This is a genomic window from Halosimplex rubrum (assembly GCF_013415885.1).
Classification (GTDB): domain Archaea; phylum Halobacteriota; class Halobacteria; order Halobacteriales; family Haloarculaceae; genus Halosimplex; species Halosimplex rubrum.
Genome location: NZ_CP058910.1, coordinates 1187544 through 1210433, shown reverse-complemented (window position 1 = coordinate 1210433; position 22890 = coordinate 1187544). Strand labels below are relative to the sequence as shown.

The 22890-nt window shown below is 56.0% G+C and carries 17 protein-coding genes; 9 read left to right on the top strand and 8 right to left on the bottom strand.

Annotation, left to right across the window (positions count from 1 at the left end; translation table 11 throughout):
• The first annotated feature begins 31 nt into the window (after window positions 1-31).
• From HZS55_RS06035 to HZS55_RS06020, 4 genes are all read left to right on the top strand, one after another.
• A complete protein-coding gene (locus tag HZS55_RS06035) occupies window positions 32-1090 on the top strand; it encodes a DUF1616 domain-containing protein (RefSeq protein ID WP_394353552.1) in 1059 nt (352 codons plus the stop codon).
• Window positions 1091-2149: 1059 nt separating this feature from the next.
• The gene (locus HZS55_RS06030) at window positions 2150-4525 is read left to right on the top strand and encodes a PGF-pre-PGF domain-containing protein (RefSeq protein WP_179910821.1); all 2376 of its coding nucleotides are present in this window, start codon (window positions 2150-2152) and stop codon (window positions 4523-4525) included.
• 727 nt (window positions 4526-5252) lie between these two features.
• Complete coding sequence (locus tag HZS55_RS06025) at window positions 5253-6848, top strand: FG-GAP repeat protein (RefSeq protein ID WP_179910820.1); 1596 nt, start codon at window positions 5253-5255, stop codon at window positions 6846-6848.
• A gap of 524 nt (window positions 6849-7372) precedes the next feature.
• Window positions 7373-8626, top strand: a complete 1254-nt coding sequence (locus HZS55_RS06020; RefSeq protein WP_179910819.1) for an outer membrane protein assembly factor BamB family protein — start codon at window positions 7373-7375, stop codon at window positions 8624-8626.
• A 189-nt stretch (window positions 8627-8815) separates the two neighbouring features.
• Here HZS55_RS06020 and HZS55_RS06015 read toward each other — a convergent pair whose 3' ends face one another.
• The 5 genes from HZS55_RS06015 to HZS55_RS06000 all read right to left on the bottom strand — a co-directional run bounded on the left by HZS55_RS06015 (window position 8816) and on the right by HZS55_RS06000 (window position 15715).
• Complete coding sequence (locus tag HZS55_RS06015; protein ID WP_179911804.1) at window positions 8816-9817, bottom strand: AAA family ATPase; 1002 nt, start codon at window positions 9815-9817, stop codon at window positions 8816-8818.
• Between the two features lie 261 nt (window positions 9818-10078).
• Window positions 10079-11104 carry a DUF4350 domain-containing protein gene (locus HZS55_RS06010; protein WP_179910818.1) on the bottom strand — a complete coding sequence of 342 codons (1026 nt, stop codon included), beginning with the start codon at window positions 11102-11104 and terminating at the stop codon, window positions 10079-10081.
• A 50-nt stretch (window positions 11105-11154) separates the two neighbouring features.
• Window positions 11155-11433, bottom strand: coding sequence for a hypothetical protein (locus HZS55_RS22565; protein ID WP_246308365.1), 279 nt, complete (start codon window positions 11431-11433; stop codon window positions 11155-11157).
• 110 nt (window positions 11434-11543) lie between these two features.
• Entirely contained in the window at window positions 11544-12500 is a 957-nt protein-coding gene (locus HZS55_RS06005) for a hypothetical protein (protein ID WP_179910817.1), read from the bottom strand.
• A 1667-nt stretch (window positions 12501-14167) separates the two neighbouring features.
• Window positions 14168-15715 carry an alkaline phosphatase family protein gene (locus tag HZS55_RS06000; RefSeq protein ID WP_179910816.1) on the bottom strand — a complete coding sequence of 516 codons (1548 nt, stop codon included), beginning with the start codon at window positions 15713-15715 and terminating at the stop codon, window positions 14168-14170.
• Between the two features lie 147 nt (window positions 15716-15862).
• Here HZS55_RS06000 and HZS55_RS05995 point away from each other — a divergent pair, with 147 nt between their 5' ends.
• The 4 genes from HZS55_RS05995 to HZS55_RS05980 all read left to right on the top strand — a co-directional run bounded on the left by HZS55_RS05995 (window position 15863) and on the right by HZS55_RS05980 (window position 18781).
• Complete coding sequence (locus HZS55_RS05995; RefSeq protein WP_179910815.1) at window positions 15863-16870, top strand: outer membrane protein assembly factor BamB family protein; 1008 nt, start codon at window positions 15863-15865, stop codon at window positions 16868-16870.
• Window positions 16871-17055: 185 nt separating this feature from the next.
• A complete protein-coding gene (locus tag HZS55_RS05990) occupies window positions 17056-17523 on the top strand; it encodes a dTDP-4-dehydrorhamnose 3,5-epimerase family protein (RefSeq protein ID WP_179910814.1) in 468 nt (155 codons plus the stop codon).
• 2 nt (window positions 17524-17525) lie between these two features.
• Window positions 17526-18599 carry a glucose-1-phosphate thymidylyltransferase gene (locus HZS55_RS05985; RefSeq protein ID WP_179910813.1) on the top strand — a complete coding sequence of 358 codons (1074 nt, stop codon included), beginning with the start codon at window positions 17526-17528 and terminating at the stop codon, window positions 18597-18599.
• Between the two features lie 2 nt (window positions 18600-18601).
• Window positions 18602-18781 carry a hypothetical protein gene (locus HZS55_RS05980; RefSeq protein ID WP_179910812.1) on the top strand — a complete coding sequence of 60 codons (180 nt, stop codon included), beginning with the start codon at window positions 18602-18604 and terminating at the stop codon, window positions 18779-18781.
• A gap of 83 nt (window positions 18782-18864) precedes the next feature.
• Here HZS55_RS05980 and rfbD read toward each other — a convergent pair whose 3' ends face one another.
• On the bottom strand, window positions 18865-19761 hold the full coding sequence (gene rfbD, locus HZS55_RS05975) for a dTDP-4-dehydrorhamnose reductase (protein WP_179910811.1): 897 nt from the start codon (window positions 19759-19761) through the stop codon (window positions 18865-18867).
• 53 nt (window positions 19762-19814) lie between these two features.
• On the opposite strand from rfbD, the gene rfbB reads away from it, so the two are divergent.
• On the top strand, window positions 19815-20741 hold the full coding sequence (rfbB, locus tag HZS55_RS05970) for a dTDP-glucose 4,6-dehydratase (RefSeq protein ID WP_179910810.1): 927 nt from the start codon (window positions 19815-19817) through the stop codon (window positions 20739-20741).
• A gap of 140 nt (window positions 20742-20881) precedes the next feature.
• Here rfbB and HZS55_RS05965 read toward each other — a convergent pair whose 3' ends face one another.
• On the bottom strand, window positions 20882-21130 hold the full coding sequence (locus HZS55_RS05965) for a hypothetical protein (RefSeq protein ID WP_179910809.1): 249 nt from the start codon (window positions 21128-21130) through the stop codon (window positions 20882-20884).
• 268 nt (window positions 21131-21398) lie between these two features.
• Window positions 21399-22643, bottom strand: a complete 1245-nt coding sequence (locus HZS55_RS05960) for a sulfatase-like hydrolase/transferase (protein ID WP_246308364.1) — start codon at window positions 22641-22643, stop codon at window positions 21399-21401.
• Between the last annotated feature and the right edge of the window lie 247 nt (window positions 22644-22890).

The following is a 22890-nucleotide window of genomic DNA, read 5'->3' as shown; positions in this document are numbered from 1 at the left end:
CTTTATGAGAGAGAACCCCTGTACCGATACTGTGGCCAGCGATCACAGGGACGCCGACCTCAATCTGGTGACGGTCTACACCCTCCGTCTACTCCGGGGAGTCCGTGACCTGCCAGCAGACCTCGCTGCGGTCGCCGCGTTCGTGCTCCTGACGGACTTCGTGGTCCTCGCCCCGCTCATTCGGGATACGCCGGTCCGGATCGTGGTCGGCCTGCCGTTCGTCCTATTCGTTCCTGGGTATGCGTTTATCGCGGCGCTGTTCCCGGAGGCCGGCGAACCACCCAGCGAGTCCGCGGAGACGGACTCCGAGGCGGGACTAACCGAGCGCGTCGGCGACCGAGGGATCGACGGTATCGAGCGGGTTGCGCTCTCTTTCGGACTCAGCATCGCGGTCGTTCCGCTGATCGGGCTTGTGCTGAACTTCACACCGTGGGGCATCCGGCTGATCCCGATCCTGGTAAGCGTCAGCGGATTCGTCCTGATAACGACGGCCATCGCGGTGCTCCGACGGTGGGAACTGCCGACCGACGAGCGATTCGAAGTCCCCTACCGACAGTGGACTGCCAGCGCCCGAACGGAACTGTTCGAACCGGACGACCGGGCCGACGCAGCGCTCAACATCCTGCTCGTCATCAGCGTCGTCGCCGCGGTGTCGAGCGTTGGCTACGCAGTGGCGGTCCCACAACAGGGCGAGCAGTTCACCGAGTTCTACCTACTCACAGAGGACGACGACGGCGAACTCGTCGCAGACGGCTACCCAACAGAATTCACGCGCGGTGGGAGTCAGGAACTCATCGTCGGTGTCACCAATCAGGAACATCGACGGACCAACTACACGCTACTGGTCCAGACACACCGCGTCCGGACAGACGACAACACGACCACGATAACCGAGTCGGAGTCGCTCCGCCGGTTCGACCTTTCGCTGGCACACAACGAAACGGACCACCGAGCACACAGTGTTGCACCGACTCTCGAGGGACGGGATCTGAGACTCACGTATCTGCTCTACAAGAGTGAGCCGCCGGCGCGGACGACACCCGAGACGGCGTACCGAGAAACCCATCTCTGGGTCAACGTAACCAGCTGAGCACGAAATTAGGTTTGTTCCCGAGTCTGATATTGTTCTCTATCCGCTATTCGATACTGGCAGAATCTATCGACCTGAGCGTGTAGTGCATCCCTAAAACAAGAATTGGTGTGATCACAAGCCACAGCAGATACTCAACCCATCGTTCACCGTACGAGTTGACTGTGATGGTCATTCCAGCGTCGCTTGCAGACGCCAGAAACCACACAGTGATAACCAGCAGCGAAAGTGCGAACGTGACAAATGTCGCGATAGTGGCAAGGAGTTGTCTCATGACACCCTCGGACACAAATATAGTCCTCTTGGCGAGATCTCATTCGGGAACTCGAACCGTTGGTGCGCCATGATCGAATGAGCCAGCCGCATGGCGTTTGTTACACACCACTTATAGGTTGAGCAGGCGCAATACCACAGCGTTCAGGCCGTGGATACGGGCCGTCACGTGGGGAAAGTATTCACGTTTGAGGACCTCCCCTGAGTGTCGAATACCGGCGTTTTAGTGACAGGCAGCCAGATTAGCGGTAGGAATCGGTCGGAACGGGGCGGATTCCGAACCGTCCTGCGGAGGCGGCCTGTCCGCCCACGTAACGAGGTCGTTCGAAAATCGGAGATTTTCGTGATCACGAGGGACGGAGTCTCTCGGATGACAGTATCCGAAAGACCAGTCGGTAAACGCCATATTCTAGAAGAGTGTGATCATATGCCGACTGCTGAAAGCAAGCAACACGCTACCCCGACTCTGCTGACGCTTGGTAGCGTCTCCGTGACACAAACAACACCGGGACGCCGTATACGGTCGGAGATAGGGGTAACGACCATTTGGCATGGCCAGGAGTCTACCAGTCCGATGCTGTGGGACTACCTGCGCCCGAAAGGACTGGTAGTCCGTGATTAGGCTGCAAACCTGAAACTTCCACCGCTCGGGATTCCCTCCGTGCTTACGCGAAGGAGGATGTCAACGAGTGTTACGAACCCGAAATTCATTGTGGGGAATACCGGAGTACTTGAAGATACACCGGCATCCGAAAAACTAAGTCACTGTTACATAAACGGGACCATATGGTGCCATCAGAGACACGACAACGGATCCAAACGATCCTTGTCGTGGGCTTCGTTATCCTTTCAGTATTGCATGTTCCGTTAAGTGCGGCGGACGTGCTCTCCACGCAGCCACCAGCAGACGAGACATTCGAGGTGTCTGATAACGTCGATGCGTGGGAGCGCTCGTTCCTGCCGTTGCGCGCGGATACGGACAACGCAGCAGAAACGATCCCCAACGCGGACTGGCGAGCCAGTTCGAACGAGGGTGACGAGACGAATCTTAACAAAGACCCAATCGCGGTCTACGAATCGGGAACGGAGGTCGGCTTGACCTTCGACCTCTCGGACGCGAACGGGAACTCGAACAACTTCGCCAACGAGGATGCGGAGGTACTCCGCGTACACGTTGAGGAATCCGGCGAAGGGTCCGTGCCGGACACGTTCTCCGGGGCGCTCGATCTAGTAACAGAGGAGAACGCGAACGACAACGCCTCCTACAAGGAGGTCAGCGCGTCAACGGCGCTTGACGCCGACGGTGACGTAACCTTCAGCGATACTGTCCCCGAGAGTGGTCACTACATCTACGTGCTTGCGTTCCCTGAGTCCGGAGATGGATTCTCAGTGACGAACACCAACGCTAACGGTGCCGGCGGAGATCTGAGTATCGACGGCGGAGTCACCGTCGTCGGGATGGAACAGGTCGCGGTCCGGAAGGGGTCGGGCTCGGTATCAGCACCCGACACGGTCAAGCGCGGAAACACCGCGACTTTCGATGTCGACGCGAGTTCGCTACAAGGCGAGCATATCGAACAAGCGATCGTCCTCTACGATGAGGATAAATTCGTCAGCGAGAGCTTCGTCATCGACATCACTGATGACATCTCTTCGGGCTTCGATATCGAGACGGACAGCGAACTCGAGACAACGATCGACGAAGTCAACGGTGTGGCCAATGTGGAAGACTCGTTCGGTATGTTCGGGATGACCGTTGGTGACGGCCAGGTCGCGCGGTCGGCCGGCATCGAATCACTCGTTGACTTCGTCGGTGAAGAGGCTGGCCCCGGGTCGCCCGAAACGGTCGATATGTCCGCGGGAACCGTCGTGCTGAACGCGTCGATGACGGCGGTCAACCGCACCGATGGGAACACAGAGATCGATGTCGAGACGTTCGCCAACTGGACGACCGGTGATTACAGTTACGCCTACGTAGCAGTCGGTGAGAGCAGCCAGGAGATGCTCTCCGATAGCGGCGAACTCCGCGTCCGCTCCGCCCGCGACGGCGGTGGCGGTGGTGGCGGTGGTGGCGGTGGTGGCGGTGGTGGCGGCGGTGGCGGCGGCGGCGGCGGTGGCGGTGGTGGTGACGGTAGTGTCGTCACGCCAACCGTCTTCAAATCCGATTCCCAAGCGTCCGCAAGTATCGACAGTGTAAGTGCAGGTACGGAGATCAGCCTTCGGAACCTTGATATTTCGGGGAGCTCCGGTGTCACCCTAAACGATCTGAACATCACGACGATCCTCGATTCATCGAACGTGAATATCGAGGCCGCAGTACGGGAGAATCCGGGAGAAGCAACCGAACTCCCTGAAAAGGCGAATCTCCTTCAGTACATCAGTGTTGATCTGAGTAACCTGAATGGGTCGGATGCCAGTCCGGGAACCTTCACCTTCCAGGTCCCTCAATCCCGACTTGACGAACGCGGTATCTCCCCTGAAGACATTACCCTCTACCGGTTCAACGATGAGGAGTGGAAGACAGTCGAAACAACGTATCTTGGTGGAGATCGCTACAGAGCGACTACTCCCGGCTTCTCGATGTTCGCGGTGGGCACAGAGTATGCCTCGCTGGAGGTGACTGACGTGCAACTCTCGTCGACGGAGGTCTCCGTCGGTGATACTGTTGATGTCTCGGTGAGTGTCGAAAACACTGGTAACTCTGAAGGAACGGAGTCTATTTCCGTTACTTCGAATGGTGGAGAAGCGGGTTCGACTAATGTGACTCTAGGCGCCGGTGAGTCAACGAGTGAGGCGATTCAGATTACGTTCGATTCCGCTGGTGAGTACGACATTAGCGCCGGTGAAGTTGCGGGTGGTACGGTCGTCGTCTCGCAGGAAGACACGGATACCCCTACCGACGGTACTGAGACACCCACTGATGGAACCGACACGCCCGATACCGGGACTGATACGCCCGCGGACGGCACTGATGGCCCTGACGACGGCACAGACACGCCCGATGACAGCGATGGTAGTGACGGCGAACCCGGTGATGGAGATATGACGACTACGACCGCTGGCGACGATAGTGGCGGCGGTAATCTACCGCTCATCATCGTCGGTATCGTCGTGGTGCTGGCTATCATCGCCGGTGTCACGTACTACTTCCGCGAACAGTAGTAAACCGCCTTAGGGCCAGGCCCTGAGGTTTCCCGTTGATTAGTTGAACCCACCGCGATACTACCACTGTGATACCTACGAAGGGTATCGTGGATTACGATCCTCCGCGGGAGGGCGCTAACCTCCTTCCATACGGATGAACAAAGCGAACGAATAGAGAAGGGATACAGCACCCACACGAGGAGCTTGCACGTTCCCTATCACTCTTACTGCGTTTGCGGTCGAATGGGATAGTAAGATACTCACCACGTTTCCACGGTGTTCAAACGCGACAAAAAGCGTGCATCGGTGGTTGTGGCTGAGTGTCGAACTGGTAGGAGTGGGACACTCCGAACCACCCAGTGAGGCATACATTTGTGGAGTCTGGAACCGCTGTGTCCACGGGTGCAAGTTCCGACACCGAAGTAAGAGACTTCAACCGCAAGGAACGCCTGAAGGGTGCGAATAGATCGGAGTAGTTCACGACAGACGGGATTGGAGGGAGAGGAACGGTATGTAGTGCAGGCGTTGGTCTATACACCTCATTTAATAGGGGCATCGATTTTAGGGCCCTATGACCTCATCTCAAAACTAGCATATTAGATCCCCTAATCATTTGTTCCGTAGGATACCGCTCGATGCGTAGGTTTTGATGTAGCTCTGTTATGATACGGAGATCCAAACCCCCAAATATAGTATATTTGTCGTTACAATTATTTACCACCCAATTGCATATTGAACATCTAACATGCGAGACGATATCCAGACGGACGCATCAGAGGCACAGTCACCTCAAGAGACTCTGTCTATTTCTACAACGGTCGATCCCGGTGAAATCCCTATCGGTGGATCTACAACAGTAACGATCGATGCCAGTGGTCATACGAGTCTCGAGATAGACAAGCTCTGGACAGACTGGCAAATCAGTTCGATCGATCCAGATGGAGGGACAACTAGTACCTCAGCGGGAGAAACGTCCGATACTGGGTCGATCAAATTTGAGTGGCAAAGCACGCAGGGCGTGAGTAAACCATCAATCACAGTCGACCTCCCTCCATATTATATTGGAGGAACCTACAAAATCAATGCCGTTGCGACAGACGGTAGCCAAACTCTGGAAGCATCAGGGGAGCTGACGGTGACCGGGACTTCTCCTCCAATCAACCAGCAGACGAAACTTATTGCCAGCAACGGCGACGATTATGAAGAGTTTGGTTCTTCCGTCGCAATATCTGGCGACGGCAGTACCGCCATCGTCGGATCAATTTATGACACAGATTCGGACGGGGTAGATACTGGTGCAGCCTACCTCTTTTCACGTTCGAGCGGCAGTTGGCAAGAAGAACAAAAGATCCTAGCTGATGACGGGGATGCGGGCCATCTCTTTGGCGGATCAGTTGCAATATCCGAGGACGGTAGTACCGCTCTTGTAGGGGCCACTGGCTACCCGGGGTCAGATGGTCTTTATAGTGGCTCTACGTACGTATTTATACGATCGAACGGGAGTTGGCAACAGCAGGACAATCTCTTCATAACCGGCGACGAAGAGGAGGAAGAGTTGGGTAATTCGGTCGCTCTCACGGGAGACGGTACCACTGCGATCGTCGGGGCTAGACGAAAGGATACCGCCGCTGGTGCAGCATACGTGTTTTCTCGTACAAATGGAAGTTGGGGTGCCGAAGATCAACTCGCTGCCTCGGATAGTGAACAGGGTGATCTCTTCGGTTCCGCCGTCGCGATCTCGGACGACGGTAGTACTGCTGTCGTTGGAGCCAGAAGACACAATTCCTCGGACGGGAATAACGCTGGGTCGGCGTATGTATTCTCCAATACGAGTGGCAGTTGGCAAGAGGAGACAAAACTAGAAGCCAGCGATGCAGGTCAAGAAGATCAATTCGGTACCTCTGTCGCGATGTCTGACGACGGCAGTCTCGTTCTTGTCGGAGCAGACGGAAAGGGTCCGAGCAATCCTGGCGCGGCCTACCTTTTCTCGAACGTTACTGGAAGTTGGCAAGAGGAGAAACAATTTGTGTCCGGTGATGGTGATACGAACGATCGGTTTGGATCTGCAGTCTCGTTGTCGAACGATGGCACCATTGCACTGGTGGGGGCCCAGAGTGACGTCCCCGTCAATAATACTGTGTCCGGCTCGGCTTTCGTTTTCACCAAACCCGAGGGGGACTGGCAACAGGAGACGGTACTCTATGACGATACCGGTGATTCCGGTAATAGCTTTGGTGATACAGTATCGATAGCAGACGCCGGTAGTACTGCGATTATCGGTGCCCGTAACAACTCAAATCAGAACGGTGAGGATGCTGGCGCAGCATACATATTCAATTAATCCAATATCGTCATCCACCACCTATATTTAATTATAAAAATGTGCCTGCGAATTTCTTAGTGCCCGTCTCAGAGGTCACCCGCCACAATTTGTGTTAAACTGACTACGACCACTTCTATAAAGGCAAATTATATACAATTCCAGTTAGTGTGGAATCCTATGGGTGAGAGGAGTGCAAAGTTATTTAGTAGAATTATAGGAATGATGGATTATATACCAGTCAATAATTAAAATATGACAGCATTGTCTGATAAATGTCGGAATAGAGCTACCAATTCACTAGCCGGCACAGAATCTCCTGAAATTCTCGGCCACAAGGGAGATCCAGTAACCGCGACGCTCAAGAAGATATCAGCCAAAGATGTCGACATCTACGTGTCTTGGCAAAGCGGGGACGGCACATACAGAAATATGGGGATTGGCACATTTTTGACTGAAATAACAGCTCAGAGTAACGGATTCGTGAGTGCGGGGTTGCGAGTAACACTATTGGCAACCACGCGGGCAGAGAAAGCCAAGTATATATGAGATACGCATCTGGCGTCAACGACCCACCGACAGCGCCGGACTACACCTTCAGTATTCCCGAGCAAACAGGTCTTAAACGGACGATCACGGCCACCGATCCTAATGATTCCGAACTGTCATATACGGTCGACTCCCAACCCTCCAATGGAGCTGCGACATTCGTCGACGACGAGGTGTACTACAACCCGGCCAACGGGTATACTGGTACTGATACGTTCCAGTACGAAGTCACAAACGATGACGGTAACAGTGACACCGGCACGATCACAGTCAATGTTGAGGACGTAACCGCTTCGCCCGGGTGGTCATATGGCACCGGTGCACGTTTGCAGTACTCGTCAGTCGCCATCTCCGGTGATCGGGTGTTTCTCGCAGGACTTCAGTCCGAGTTGTGTGCGCTGAATGCTACGACGGGGTTAGTCGATTGGACGTATGACCGAGACGGCGAACTCGTTGACTCATCACCGACCGTCGCAAATGGGTTGGTATACGTTGGCAGCGGCGGCGGGAAACTGTACGCGATTAATGAGGCATCCGGAGAGGGCACGTGGTCCCTGGAGGTCGGGAGCGCGATTGACTCTTCACCAGTAGTTGCTAATGAAATGGTCTATTTTGGAACCAACGCTGGCCAACTCTACGCCGTTGATGCGGCAAGTGGGTCGGAACAGTGGCACCACGAAATCGGTGGAAATCCGGTAATTGGACCGGTTGTCGCCGACGATACAGTATTCGCGGCGACAACTGACGCCACGGTCGTTGCCCGAGACGCAGCAACAGGTGACCTTCGGTGGTCACGAGAGTTCGAAATCGAGATCGGGTACCGCGACCCCGTGGTGACGGAGGGCACGCTCGTCATCGCGGGTGACGGACTTAGAGGATTGAACGTGGACGACGGTAGTCAGGCCTGGCGCGAATCGTTCGACATCCCGGAAGGAGCATCACCGGCCGCGGAGAACGGTCGGCTCTACCTTCCTCATGGAAACGCCCTCTACAGTGTATACGCCGGTTCTGGCTCCACTGGTTGGTACACCTTCACGGGATCACTCGTTACCGCCACGCCGGCCTTGTCGTCGAACTACGTGTACGTAGCCAACGAGAGCGGCGACTTCATCGGAGTCGACAAAGCCCGCGGTACGACCGTTCTGTCGACGTCGATAGAGGGGAAGTTGACTACCTCGATTACGGACGCATCTGACGCGGCATATGTGGGTACGTGGGCAGGGAACTTGCACCGAATCGACATCAATTGAGGCGCTAGTGCATTCACTATACGTTCTTCTGAAGGACAGAATATCACATGTACCGCGATCCGCGGTTCTTGTCTATTATGGTACTACGCGATTCAATGGTAGGGGAGCAACAGTCGGTCTGCTCGCAGGGATCTACCAACCCAAATATTTCAACGGCCAAGATTACCCCTGCTCTGTTGGAGGTAGAAATCAATCTGTGGTGAATTCGTTGGTAGCGTCTTCTCCCCCACCGCCAGGAGGAATGACCGACTCCAGTACGTCGGCGACGACATCGGGGCGGGCGACGTCCCCAAGTTCTGCCTCTGTGTTCAGAACTAGCCGATGGACGAGGATCGGTTCTGCTAGCGCCTTCACATCGTCGGGGATCACATACTCGCGCCCGTTGATAGCGGCACGAGCTTTAGTCGTCTCCAGAAATGCGAGGGTCGCCCGTGGTGAACCACCATGGGCAGTCGCGGAGTGTTCACGCGTTGCCTCAACTACATCCACGATATACTCTCGGACGCTCTGATCAATGTGGGTGTTATCGACGACCTGCTGAGCGTGATGGATGTCCTTAGTATTGATCTGCTGAGAGATAGTTTCCGGACCAGAACGGGGCATTTCGTGGAAGCGGTCCACCATCTCGAGTTCGTTCTTTCGAGAGGGAAGACCCACTGAGACCTTCAACTGGAAGCGGTCGCGTTGAGCCTCGGGGAGCTCGAACGTACCTTCCATCTCGATGGGGTTCTGCGTCGCGATGACAATGAACGGTTCCGGAAGATCAAGTGTCTCACCCTCGATGGAGACTGTCCGCTCTTCCATGGCCTCTAATAGCGCGCTCTGTGTTTTCGGTGTCGCACGGTTGATTTCGTCGGCAACGACTACATTCGCGAATACAGGACCCTTCTGAAGTTCGAACTCGCCAGTTTTCTCGCGATATACCTTTGTGCCGGTAATATCCGCTGGAAGAATATCTGGCGTCATTTGAATCCGAGTGTAGTCGAGGCCAGTTGTTCGAGCAAATCCATTGGCCAACGACGTTTTTGCGACACCCGGGACACCTTCAAGTAGGAGATGTCCCCGAGTAAGCAGTGAGATTGTCAAGAGGCTAATCTGGTCGTCAAGCCCGATAAGCAAGTTGCCGATCTCCTCGGAGAGTTTCCGATGGATCTCTACAGGGCTGTCTCCCTCAGGCTCTGGGGGTGAAATATCTCCAGATGGGTCATTTCCGGTATCAGTCACGCTTGTCCCTCCTGGCGATTACGTGATGTTCGGACTGTTCGCGTAATCCGATCGGTGTCATTGGAACCGATCAGTTTCCGGTCTGTCATCGAGTAGCTGGAAATTAGACTGGGGGATGGGTACGGCATGCAAGACCGAAAGAGGACACGGCTATACTGGGCCGTGAATGTCCACCTCAACACGGAATCAAGCAATCTCCGACGACTCCCCGGAAGACGATATCGTTCATCAATCTCGGTCATCTGTGCCTTTTTGCTGTTGTTTGCTCATAATCTCTTTTGTTACGTGACGGATGCGATCTCGGTCCCACTCAGGGAACTGCTCGGCTACAAACTGTTCAACGACCTCGGTATCAGTCTCATGATCAGGCGGGGATCCCCCACTAAACTGGTCAGCGAGGCGACGACCGGCGGTGAGAAGATTTTGCCAGTAGGAGATTGCAACCACGAGCGAGACGCCGATGACGCTCTGAAGCAGTATCGACTGCTGAAGGGCCAGACGAACTGCCACCAACGGGGGAACACCCGCAGTATGTGAGAGGTCAAACAAGGCCGTCTCATGGGCGTCCATCAGGTTGCGGGCGAATGCTCGATTGCCATCCCGCTCCAGCATGGCGTTAATAAAGATGCTCGGGTCACTGATGAGAACCACTTCCCCAGAACCGAGTGATTCAACAGTTGCAACGGCGCGCTGTTCTAGTACCTCTGAATCATCGAGTTCGCCATTGCGGTTCTCATCGAGATAAGAGTAATTCGAGGAATACGCGAGTACGTCAGCGCCGTTTGGACGGACTGATGTCCCACGGTTTAGTGTCATTTGGGTGACTCCCTCAGTATACGAGCTTTCCTGAGTATCGCTCACGACAGGCATTGATGGGGAAGCGTCGTGGAATCGCTCATCTCGGAGCAACCTGCCATCAACGCGCGCATCAACACCAATTCGTGAGAGGAGTTGATTGGATTCATCTCCGAAGTCCTCAGCTATGATGAGTGTACCTCCACTGCGGATAAACTGTCCAATGCGTGTGGCTTCACTCTGGGTATACTGAGACTCCGGGGACAGGATAACTCCGACTGTAGCGCTCTCGTTTACCACGTCATAGCTGGTCGTATTCTGAATAATAACGGGTTCGGCCCCTTGGCCATCAGCTATTGTCCGAAGCTCAGAGGTCCCTTCCCAAGTAGGGTTGTACGTGCCGAAAACAGCCGCTGAGGACACGCCACCGACCAAGATGGCGATACTGACTGCCAACATCAGTACGACTAAGAGCACACGAGGATAGGAGACTCGTTCCCACGGTGCCGTCATGAGATCACCCCTTGTGGTAAGATTGCAAGTATCCGTTTGACGACAATATATGCGAACAGAGCAAGGCCGAGTGCGCTAATCACGTACAACCGCCGGCGCCAAGTGGGGGAGACTGCCTGTGGGGAAGTCAGCTCTGTGACAACGAAAAATCCGATAAGAGAGACCGAAATGAACAGATCGACGGAGAAAGCATCGAGTACTACAAGTGCCAGCGTGGCTGCGAGCATCCATGCGAGCGTGGCCGACACAAACTGTTGTCGCCGACGGAGACTCATTGGAAGTCAAAACACCTGACTGTTGTACTGACGAAACCGGTCGTGTGACAAAGCGGTGTCGATAAAAGACCAGTCGGATCAATCAAGAGTCGGATAGGTAACAAGCGGAGTCAGGGTCGACGGACGAGTAGTGCAACCGCAACAACAAACCCAATTGCGGCAGCGATTCCGGTAAATCCGGGGCCAGAGCCGGTTGTAGTCTCCGTTTGTTCCTCGTTTGGCGTAATCGCTCCCTCCCCACTATCGGTCGGTGTATCGGTTGCCTCCGTATCTGGCTGTGTAGCCGTCACAGTTTGACTTGGGGTCGACATCGACTCTGAAGTCTCTGTCTCCTCCGTGCTATCGACAGTCGGCGTATCGGTCACGTCCTGTACTGAAAGTGAAACCCGGTCACTCATTCCGAGCCCCTCATTCCGGCCGAAGGCTTGGTTGTCGCCCTGGACAAGCCCATATACAGTGTAACTGCCGCTGTCAAGCGTTCCTCCCGGAACCTCGGCAGTGTATCCGCGGTTTGAGTCCGTAGCGTTCACGACGACTTCGTCCTCGTCAGTTGCTATGATAGCTTTGACCGTGTGGGGAGTGCTTTCGGCAGTAGTCTGTTCAACACTGATCTGGAGGGACATATCATCATCGGCTGTTACCTGTTCGGGAGCATCAATGGTCACATCGTATCCCTGGACGATCAGTGGCTCAATCGCCTCGTAATCACCGTCTTGATAAACTGTTACAGAATACGATCCAGGTTCGTAGTCGGTGAGTTCAAATGTGAACGTCCCGTTACCGTCACCCCGTTTTGAATCAACAATCTGTTCCTCGCTGTTGTATATGTATACTCGATAAACTTCATCAGGCCCACCGACGCTAACGGTGATCTCGTCACCCGAGTTTGCTTGAATAACCGAATCCAACTGGTGAGTCGTATCCTGGAACTCAAACGACCGCTCAGGTACTGATTCTGCATCTTCGGAGGATATCTGGAAGTGATTTGTCCCAAGTACCGGGGCCGACGCGATCATAACCAGAATCACCCCAATCAGGAGGGCAATGAGTCTCGGACGTAGGCGCATGCTAATGACATTGTGTATGCCTGTATTAATAAAGACCCGATCAACAGAATGCAGGAGGGCCACTGATCAGACATGCCGAAATATCTGACCACCTGGCAAAGAACGTGAATGACCGCAAGTGCCCTACTGACAAACCACCATCTTCAGAGATGGTTGAAGATTCCCATATTAGGCCAGCGAGATGGGTCGAGTTTGCGCGGTCTTGCAGTTGATCCGCACAGCGTTTCCAGCGCCTTGACGCTGTGGCGGTCATTCAAGAGGGGTCCCACCCGAATATAGCGCCGGCTGCTCAAGCGATCTGTGGCCATCTGCGGTCCCGAAAAGCACGATACCCCGGATGTGAGTTCTTCAACCGCCAAGTGGATCTAGCCACTACAGAAACTCCAGATCGCCACATCAGGACGCTAAAAACGACGGCCCTCGTCGATACAAGCTCGTGTGTCGTCCTCAACGTACACTATTTGGCACACTGGTCCCATAATACAGGCGTAGGCCGTCAGGTGACGCTCCACAATACCGAAGAAATCGAAAGTCTTGCCGGCGAAAAGGCTACGACGACCAATCGCTACGAGACGCACTCCGTTCTGAAGGAGTTTGACCAGTCATCAGATACCGGTCGTTCGCTCACTACAATCACGCTCATAACGTACGGTTGGACAACGATCTATATGGGCACGCTAGATCGCTGAGACGGCGTTTCGGCTATCAGGCGCCGATATGACCTCACTCTCGGGTTGAGTACGTGATACCGTGAGTTCCGTGAACTACCACTCACCATTGCCATCTACAATCTTGAACAGGCCATCAGAGAGCGATCACTACGTGGTCCATGGATCAATAGGTCAGCAGGTCCTACTTTACGACTGAAGCGCCCAGACGAGGAGAGGGGACCTTACTCCTCCTGAAAGGAGAGGATCACTTCTGATTCCGTCGACCCTTGCGAGTTCTCGGCAACGACTTCTAGAAGGTAGTCTCCTCCTCGGTATTGATCAGGGAACCGAATCGAAAACCACGGGGAAACGGATCCTTCATTCTCATCGTAGTGGAGCACGGTTTTTCGGTCGTCAATTGCCACTGGCTTGCTGGGGGAGTTCCCATTATAGTCCACCACTTCCCAGTCTGCCCACAGGCCATCAAGCACAACTCTTGTCGCGAGCGTAGCGTCGATTTTAAATCCTATTTGGCCACCAACGGCGATAGTCTCGTTGGCAGCGCTGACTGATAGAGTTATTATATTGACGGGCCAGAGGACTGATTCCGAGGTGGTCGGGTACTCATGAGCGCCTTGTGCCCTAACAATAAACTCAATTTCGTCACCAGGTTCCGCTGATTCGGGGGCGGGAATTATCGTCGCTCGACAGTTTCTCGATGTGAACGTAGGATCTTTGTCTGGATGAACGTCTTGGCCGGCACGTCGTATCGCTCTAGGAGGGCCGAACCGTTTGACGTGCTAGATCGGCTAGTAGACGTTCTTCTTAATTGCGGCTCCGAAGTCGCACTCGAAGTCCATCGTGAGAAAGATGGTCCGCTCGGTCAGCCACCCGAAGTCGTGTTTCACTCTCCGTAACCCCGTACTAAATCAGCAGACCAGTCCCCCTCGATATCGATACCGGAGCGCGGCCCGGATCAGACATGAACACACCTCGCCGGTCGATGAACTGGGAAGTTCATTCCAGATACCCTATGTCTTCGAGACGGTCCTGTACGTCCTCATCGAGATCCGCTCTCTGATCCGCCCCCTGGTCTGGGAGTGGGGAACGCCACTTGACCGCTCGTTGAGCGGGATCGCTGTCGGGCGCGAAGGCACCAGTGGCCGGTTCGCCGTCAACGTCGTCGGGAACGGGCTCGTCCATCCAGTGCAACACCGTCGGCGCGATGTCGGTGATCCGAATCTCCCCGATGTCGGTCGGTTGGATGCCGTCGCCGTGGAACAGGACTAGTCCCTCGGGGACGTTCTCACCGCGCCAGTCGTCGGGTGTCGAGACCACCTCGTCGGGCCCGATCGCTTCGCTGGTGTGGACGCCCGGCCGCTGATCGAATACGATGTCCGGCGCCTTCTCGACCTGGTCGCCGTCGTAGAGGTCTTCGCGGTTGTGAATCTCGCGAGCGACCGGTTCGCCGTTGGTGCCTATCACCCCGGCGAGGTCCGACCGCAGCGACTCGCGTATCGCCGCTCGCTCAGATTCGTCATCAGCGACAACGTAAATAAGCCCTTGGCCGCTCCCGATAGCCGTCGTCTTCTCCCAGTCAACCATGTCGAGTTTCTCCTCGCGGACGACACCCTCGTCGGTCGGGAACCGCTCAATTATTTGTCGGGGCACCACCGGCCGGATGTACTTCTCTAATCCGACCGAGCGGACGATACCGGCGATGCGCTCTTGGGTGATCCCGACATCGTGAAAGCGCGAGGCCAGTGTCGTCTCTGTCGAGAGGTATCCCTCCTCTTCGAGCCACCGGTTGATGTAAAATACAGTGTCGATCTCCGTACAGCCGTGGTCGGACATGATGACGAGGTCATAGTCGCCCTTGACGAACGGTTCGAGTTCCTCGTCGATTATTTCCCAGGCTCGCCGGGTTTCCGGCCCGTCCCAGAAGTAGTGTTGGAGGACGTTCAGGTGGAAAAGAGTGACGTGCAGGAAGTCGATATCGCGTTCCCCCAGAAGATCTCGGGCAGTCCGGAGACGCGTCCGCAGCAACTGGTGAGCCATCTCAACGGCAGCGTCGGCATCCTTGTTGCTGGTGAGAACATTTTCGGGGTGGACGCGGTAGTCGAACCGGTCTTCGAGGTCCGCCTGGAGTTCCGGAGGGTCGGTGTAATCAACTTCGCGTGAGCGTGGCCCACCTGCGATCATGAACTCGTCAATCTCGCGGGGAGGGTACGACATCGGGAGATTGATCACGCCTGCCGAACGGTCGGCGTCATTCAGGTAGTCCCATATTTCCGGGCTCGTGAAACTCCGTGAGTTCGGGAGTTCGATCGATCGGTCGTCAGTGTCGATACGCTCCCACCAGTAGACGCCCAGCTTCCCGGGATTCTTGCCCGAAGCGTAGCACTTCCAGTTCGGACACGTGACGGGGGGCAGTCGACTGCGGGAAACGCCGTGAGCACCCTCCTCGCGGAGCCGTGCGAGGTTCGGGAGGTGCCCCTCGTCAATCCATGGCTCGATCAGCGGCCAGTTGGCGCCGTCGAGCCCTATCACGACCGTCTGTGTCATTGATCGCTCATCAATTGTAGCGGGTGGGCTAAAACGTCGCCGTTTCGAATAGGACCGGTTTGGACCGAGGCGTGCTTTCGGGGATATGATCAATCAACTGGGACAAAAGAGGGGATTAATATACGGAAAGTAGCAATTGACAGTAGAATGGGGTCGGAGGGTCTCGCGGAGAAGTGGCGACAGACGGACGCCATCGAGACGTCACTGCAGGCAAGTACACCAGCGGTCGACGACGACCACGTCTACGTCGGTGGCCTGGGAGAGGAATTTTATGCTCTTTCACGAGACGACGGGAGTGTGGTGTGGGTGCGAGAGCGGGACGGATCGCTGTCAGACTCATCGGCCTGTGTTCACGATGGGACGGTGTACGTGGGAAGCGGGGGCGGGTCGGTGCATGCGTACGATGCGACCGACGGGTCGGAACACTGGCGGTACAGCGGCCCGAGCGCAGTGACATCGACGCCGGTAGTCGCAGACGGGATCGTCTACGCAGCGCGAAACGACGGCGTCTTGATCGCGCTGGCCGAAGACGACGGGTCAGTGCTGTGGAACGTTGACCTGGGTGCACCGATCTCCACCGATCCGAGCTATTCGGCTGTCGAGAAGACGGTGTACGCCAGTACGAGTGAACGTATCTGTGCGTGCGACATAACTGACGGTGGCCGTGTTGTCTGGTCGACTAGTTTCAGTACTGACATCAACTCCTCGTCACCGATTGTCGACGACGAGCGCGGCCTCGTGTATTTCGCGTCGAGCGAACTCGTCGCGCTCAATGCGAGCGACGGGGCAACAGCATGGGGAACCTCGTTTTTCGGCGCGAGCGCGGGTTCTTCGCCGGTGTTCGACGACGAAGCGGTGTACGTCGGGGGCGGCAATGGGAAGGTGTACGCTATCTCTGCTTCCTCAAGCGTGCTCGTCAACTCACCGGCCTGGGAATTCCAGACGTGGGACGTGTCGATCGCGTCCGATCCCACGCTCGTCGAGAGCGAGCTATTTGCCGCGACGATCGATGGGAACCTGTACGTGCTCGACACTGGCTCAGGAGCCGCGCTCGACAGTGTCTCGCTGTCGTGTGAGATACAGTCGTCACCAGTTATCACGGACGGCGAGGTAATCGTGGCCGGCCACGAGGGGACACTGTACGCGCTCGAATAATCGGGCCAGTATCAACAGATTACCGAGTAAGCGTCGCGTGACCCATAGCCGCTAGTCGCCGGCTAACTTCCGCTGGCACTGTTCGATCGATCGCGTCCGACCAGTCGCTACCGGCCTTGATTGGCGCTCGTTGCTGTCGGCTCGAACAAAAGAGATTTGCCGCGGTGGTCTGGATGTTCTGGTAGATGATCCACGACGTCTCATTGAGAGACCTACAGATAAACGCGGACGAGCGCGGTTCTCTGACCGAGATTTACCGGTCCGATTGGGATCTCTTCGACGATGAAGACGACCCGGAGATGTCGTATTTCTCGGTGTCGTATCCGGGGGTCGTTCGGGCGTGGCACCGGCACGAACGGGGTCAAATCGACCACTTCGTCGTCCCGCACGGGAGAGTGAAAGTCGGCATCTACGACGACCGTGACGGCTCACCGACCGAGGGCGAACTCGACACGTACGTCATCGGCAAGGGGAACATGCAAGCCGTCCGGGTTCCCGGAGACTGCTGGCACGGATTCAAAGTCCTCGGCGACGAGCGTGCGACGCTGATCAACTTCCCCACGAACCTCTACGACTACGAGGACCCGGACGAGGAGCGGCTCCCTCCGGACACGGACGAAATCCCTTTGAACTGGGATGAACAGTCACACTAATCATGAAAGGTGTGCTTCTTGCCGGGGGAACGGGGTCGCGACTCCGTCCGATAACACATACCGGCCCGAAACAGCTCGTACCCGTCGGAAACAAACCGGTTATCGAATACGCTATCGATGACATGCGGGAGGCCGGCATCACCGAAATAGGAGTCGTACTCGGCAACAAAGGGCGCGGGGAGATCCAGAAATTCCTCGGTGATGGCTCGGACTACGGTGTCGATATCACCTACATCATCCAAGGGAACCCACTCGGTCTCGCTCACGCAGCCGGGTGTGCTCGCGACTTCGTCGACGGAGACAACTTTGTGATGTACCTTGGTGACAACATCCTCAAACAAGGGATCGGCGACCTCGTCGAGAGTTACCAAGAAGGCGATTACGGCGCGGGAATCGCTCTTCAAGCAGTCGACAATCCTCGTGAGTTCGGAATTGCGGACGTAGACGACGATGGCACGATCACACGACTGGTCGAGAAGCCCGACGACCCACCGACGAACCTGGCCCTCATCGGTATCTATGTCTTCTCTGACGCGATCTTCGATGCAATCGAGGAGATCGACCCGTCTTGGCGCGGTGAACTCGAGATCACCGACGCGATCCAGTCACTCCTTGACGCAGGATACTCGATCGACTCTCACGTCATCGAGGGCTGGTGGAAAGACACGGGCAAGCCCGAAGATATCCTCGAGGCGAACCATCTCGTTCTGGAAGACAACCCTGGGATGAAAGCGGGAACCGTTCAGGAGGGTGCCGAAGTACGGGGACATGTCGACCTCCATGAGACCGCCACGATCGAATCGGGCGCAGTGGTTCGGGGGCCGGTATCTATCGGACCTGGAACGACGATCGAAGACGACACGTACGTCGGCCCGTACACGTCGATCGGACCCGATTCGACTATCGCAGGCGTCCACATCGAGAACAGCGTGGTCATCGGCGAAAGCGACATCAGGACTAGCGGAAAGGTCGTCGATAGCCTCCTCGGCCGGGGAGCAGACATCGGCAACGCGGACGAACTCCTGCCCGATGGCCGGCGTCTTGTCGTCGGCGAGAACTCCGACCTCAAACTGTAACCATGCGAGTCATTACCAGCACGTGTCCGGACTGTGGCACTATCGTCTCCGCCAACGAACTCGAAGCCAACCGAGTCATGAAGTGTCCGAGTCTCGGATGCAAGACCGTGCTCGCCTTCGACGATCTCCCGGATGAGGAGCGACAGTTCTTCCTAGAGAACAGGGAACAGTACCGTCTCTGACCGACCGAGCGGCTGTCTCTCCCAGTCGGAACTGCTTTCTGTGACGGATGAACCGGGTAGCCTTTGTGATGGTTCTCGAGCGGTCACCAGCCGTCTACGGTGGTCGCAAGAGCAGAAAGGTCGTCCGCTAACTCCGGTTGCGGCCGTCCGAGAACGTCTTCAACACGACTCACGTCGAGGCAGGTGTATTCCGGGCGCGGTGCCGGTCGGTCGAGGTCGTCCATCGTCCCCCTCGCGAGCAATCCCTCGGACGCGTCCATTCGCCGGCGGATCTCGTCGCCAAACGTGTAGGGAGTTACACACGACCGGGATGCGACGTGAACGAGACCGCTTTCCCCTTCCTCTATCAGGTCGAGCAGTACCGCTGCGGCGTGTCCCGCTCGGGTAGGGGTCACGTACTGGTCGGTGAACAGCGTGATCGGTTCGTCGGTCGCGAGTTGGTCGCGAATCCAGGCCGGGAAGCCGGTCAGCTGACCACTCGACTCGTGGCTCCCGTACACGAAGGAAAGGCGAGTCACGAGTGGATCCGAGCCCTCCTGCAGTACGGCTCGCTCGCCCGCTCGTTTCGTTTCGCCATACACCTGTCTCGGGTTCATCTCGGCGGACTCATTGTACGGACTCGCCTCTTCGCCGTCGAAGACATAGTCAGTGGAGACGTGAACGAGGTCGGTGTCATAATCCGTACAGACCGCCGCTAGGTCTCCCGGAGCGTCGGCGTTGACCTCCATCGCATGGTTTGGTTCCGACTCACAGCCGTCAACGTCGGTCATCGCGGCACAGTTGACTACAGCATCTGGTCGATACTCTTCTACCAATTCGCGGGTCCGGTCGGCATCCCGGATGTCGAGTGATTCCAGCGGACCGGCGAACGATGGACGATCCGAGTGGTACGTCCCGACTGTTTCGATCCCCCGCTCTCGAGCGGTAGCGACGACGTTACTGCCCAACAGGCCACTGGCCCCGGCCACCATCAGTTCCATCGGCTACGCGTAACACAGAAAGCTACAAAGGCGTTGCTACAGATTCAGGTTGTATGCGCGTTCTCATCACCGGGGGTGCTGGATTTATCGGGTCGAACTTTGTTCGCTATCTTCTCGAAGGAACCGACCACACCGTATTGACGCTTGACGCACTCACGTACGCGGGCGGCAAGTCGAACCTCGACGGGGTTCTCTCGGACCCGAACCATGAGTTCGTAGAAGGAGATATTCGAGACAGAGATTTGATGGACAAACTCCTCGCGGACACCGACGCAGTTGTCAACTTCGCTGCCGAATCCCACGTCGATCGTTCGATAGAGGGAGCCAAGCCATTCGTCTCGACCAATGTGCAGGGCACGCAGACGATACTGGACGCTGCCCGCCACGCAGACGTCGAACGGGTCGTCCAGATCTCGACCGACGAAGTATACGGAGAGATCCGCGACGGTAAGTTCACCGAAGACAGTCCACTCGACCCGCGCAACCCGTACGCGGCCTCGAAAGCCAGTGCGGACTTGCTCGCTCAGAGCTATCAAGTCACACACGATCTCCCCATCATCATCACACGATCGTCAAATAACTTCGGCCCGCGACAGCATTCCGAGAAACTCATTCCGAAGTTCATCCGGCGGGCGGCCGATGGCGAATCTCTGCCAGTTTATGGGGATGGGACCAACGTTCGAGAGTGGACGTACGTCGTTGACAACTGTCGGGCGATCGAACTCGTTCTCAGAGAGGGAGAACTCGGGGAAGTATACAACGTCGGAAGCGGCCACGAACTCCAGAACATCGAAGTCACGGAGAAGATTGTCGACGCGGTCGGCGCATCTGAGGACCAGATCGAGTTTGTCGAAGATAGGCCGGGTCACGACCAGCGCTACGCGCTCGACACCGGGAAGATACGGTCGCTCGGTTGGGAGCCGGAGTGGTCATTCGAGAAGGCTCTAAAGCGGACAGTCCGGTACTACATGGAGGTCTAGGGACCGTCGGGTCGAGGAACGGGCGGCCGACGGGCAGCGAACGGAGCCCGGGCACTCCGAGGACCCGCGGCTTTTCCACTGTCAGTCGTCGAAAGCCGTTCGTAGAGAAGGAAAAACAGATCCACCGCGGCGATCGCGACTTACAGGCCTCGAACGATGTCTTCGTCTTCGAAGCCCGCGCGGATCCCCTTCACGGTATACGAGAAGGTGTACTCGTTGGGGCCGTCGCCGAAGTCCTTGACGACGATACGCTCGGTTGACTGGTCGGTGACCTGGGCGTGGACCTTCTCGCCGCAATAGGGCGTCACCTGGACGCTGAGCGGTTCGTCGTCACTGGTGACCATCGAGAAGTGGTCGGGCAGATCCACGACCGCGACACCGTCGGTCATCTCCGTGACATCGCTCGCCTCAGTACGAACCTTGCCGGCCTCAACTGCGGTGTGGAAGATCTCCCATCCAGGCAGGGGTTTATTCACTCGAAACGAGACAGTTCTGTCAATATTTCGGAAAACCACCCATTTAGCGGGAGCGTCGGGGTGATGTCTGTCGACTGTACGCCGTCGCTGTGAGACAGAACCACACCCCGGAGACGGCCTCGCTGTGCCAATCGTCCAGCAGAACGTCTTCGTGAATCTATGACAGTTCGGATTTCGTCGTCTACTCTGCGTAACCGAGGTCAGACAGTTGCTCCTGCACATCCTGTGAGAGATCCATCTCGGACCCCACGACTTTCTCGTCAGGGATATACTCTAATAATTCGTCCCGTCGGTCAGGATCGGAACATTCCTCGCCAGTCGAGAAGTCGATGAGGATCGATTTCTCTCTCTCGGGAACGTATATCAGATGGTCTTCTTCCTTTGTGACACTGATCTGATTCGGTCCATATGCGATCTCTTGAGATAATACGGTCTCTGAGTACTGGTCCCGCTGGAGTGGAACGCCAGTAGTCGAATACTCATCGTCCACGCCAAGTTCGTGGAGGATAGTGGGTGCGATATCGACCGTACTCGCGCGTCGACTGTCGTCTATATTTCCGATGTTCGTTGCGATAGGGACCTCGATCACAGGTGGCACGAGTGCATGTCCGTGGCCGACCCCGGCAGTCCCTCGAGGGTCCTCGAAATGCTCCTGCTCGAACTCAACGTACTCCCAAAACTCCTCTCCGTGATCGCTGGTCACAACGACGATCGTGTCCTCTATTCCGTTCAGATTGTTCAGAGTCTGTTCAATCTCGCCGTCGATGTATCTCACAAGCGTATCGTACAAAAGAACTCGTGCATCTCGGTACTGGGCAAAGTCGGGGTGTTCTACCTTTCCATCTTCGAACCGCCAGCGCTCGATCCCATCGATATCCGGAACATCTCCAAATGGAACGGCTTCCGGTCGCTGGAGCGGTTCGTGAAGATCACCCAACTGTACGTAACCAAACTTTGCCTCACTGGTACTGTTCCACCACTCTTCCATCCCCGACAACAGGTCGCCTGCTGTAGCTTGGTTCCGTATATTCATGGTTTTGAACCGACCACGTATCGGAAGTGCGGCAGTTGTAATCGCCGTGTCGAAGCGAGTTTCGTATCCGCTCGCGGCGAATAGTTCGGACAGTGTATGCACATCCTCACGGACACTGTTAGGTGGGTTGTTCAGGTCCTGATTCCGCGAAGAGTCGTCTGAGTAGACGGCACCGTGTTCATGCGGATACCGTCCCGTGAGAATAGACGGTACCGAACTGAATGTCCATGGTGCAGCAGCAATTGAAGACGTATACGATTCCAGGCTATCTATAAACGGAGTCGTCTCACGCTCGTACCCGGTCCGAGAAATGCGGTCGTTCCGCAAGCAGTCGATGGTCACAACAAGAACGTTTCGTCGAGACCCAATCGGAAGCTCCGGTACATCACGCATACGAGATTCGTGTGCTATCCGGCTACGGATACGTCGAAGCGTATTGAGCCCCCGTCTCGCAAAACTCTTCATCATGCTTAGTTACTGGCCACTCATATTAATAGAAATGCTGGATCACCACGGAAGCGTGCCTAAAATTCTCCTCCCTTCGTTAAGCAACCCACATCGGTCGCTCAAAAACGCTGTGCTGCAAGCTCACAGCGTTAGTGGGTGACCGACTAGCAACGGATTTGCCGGCTGAAAGTAT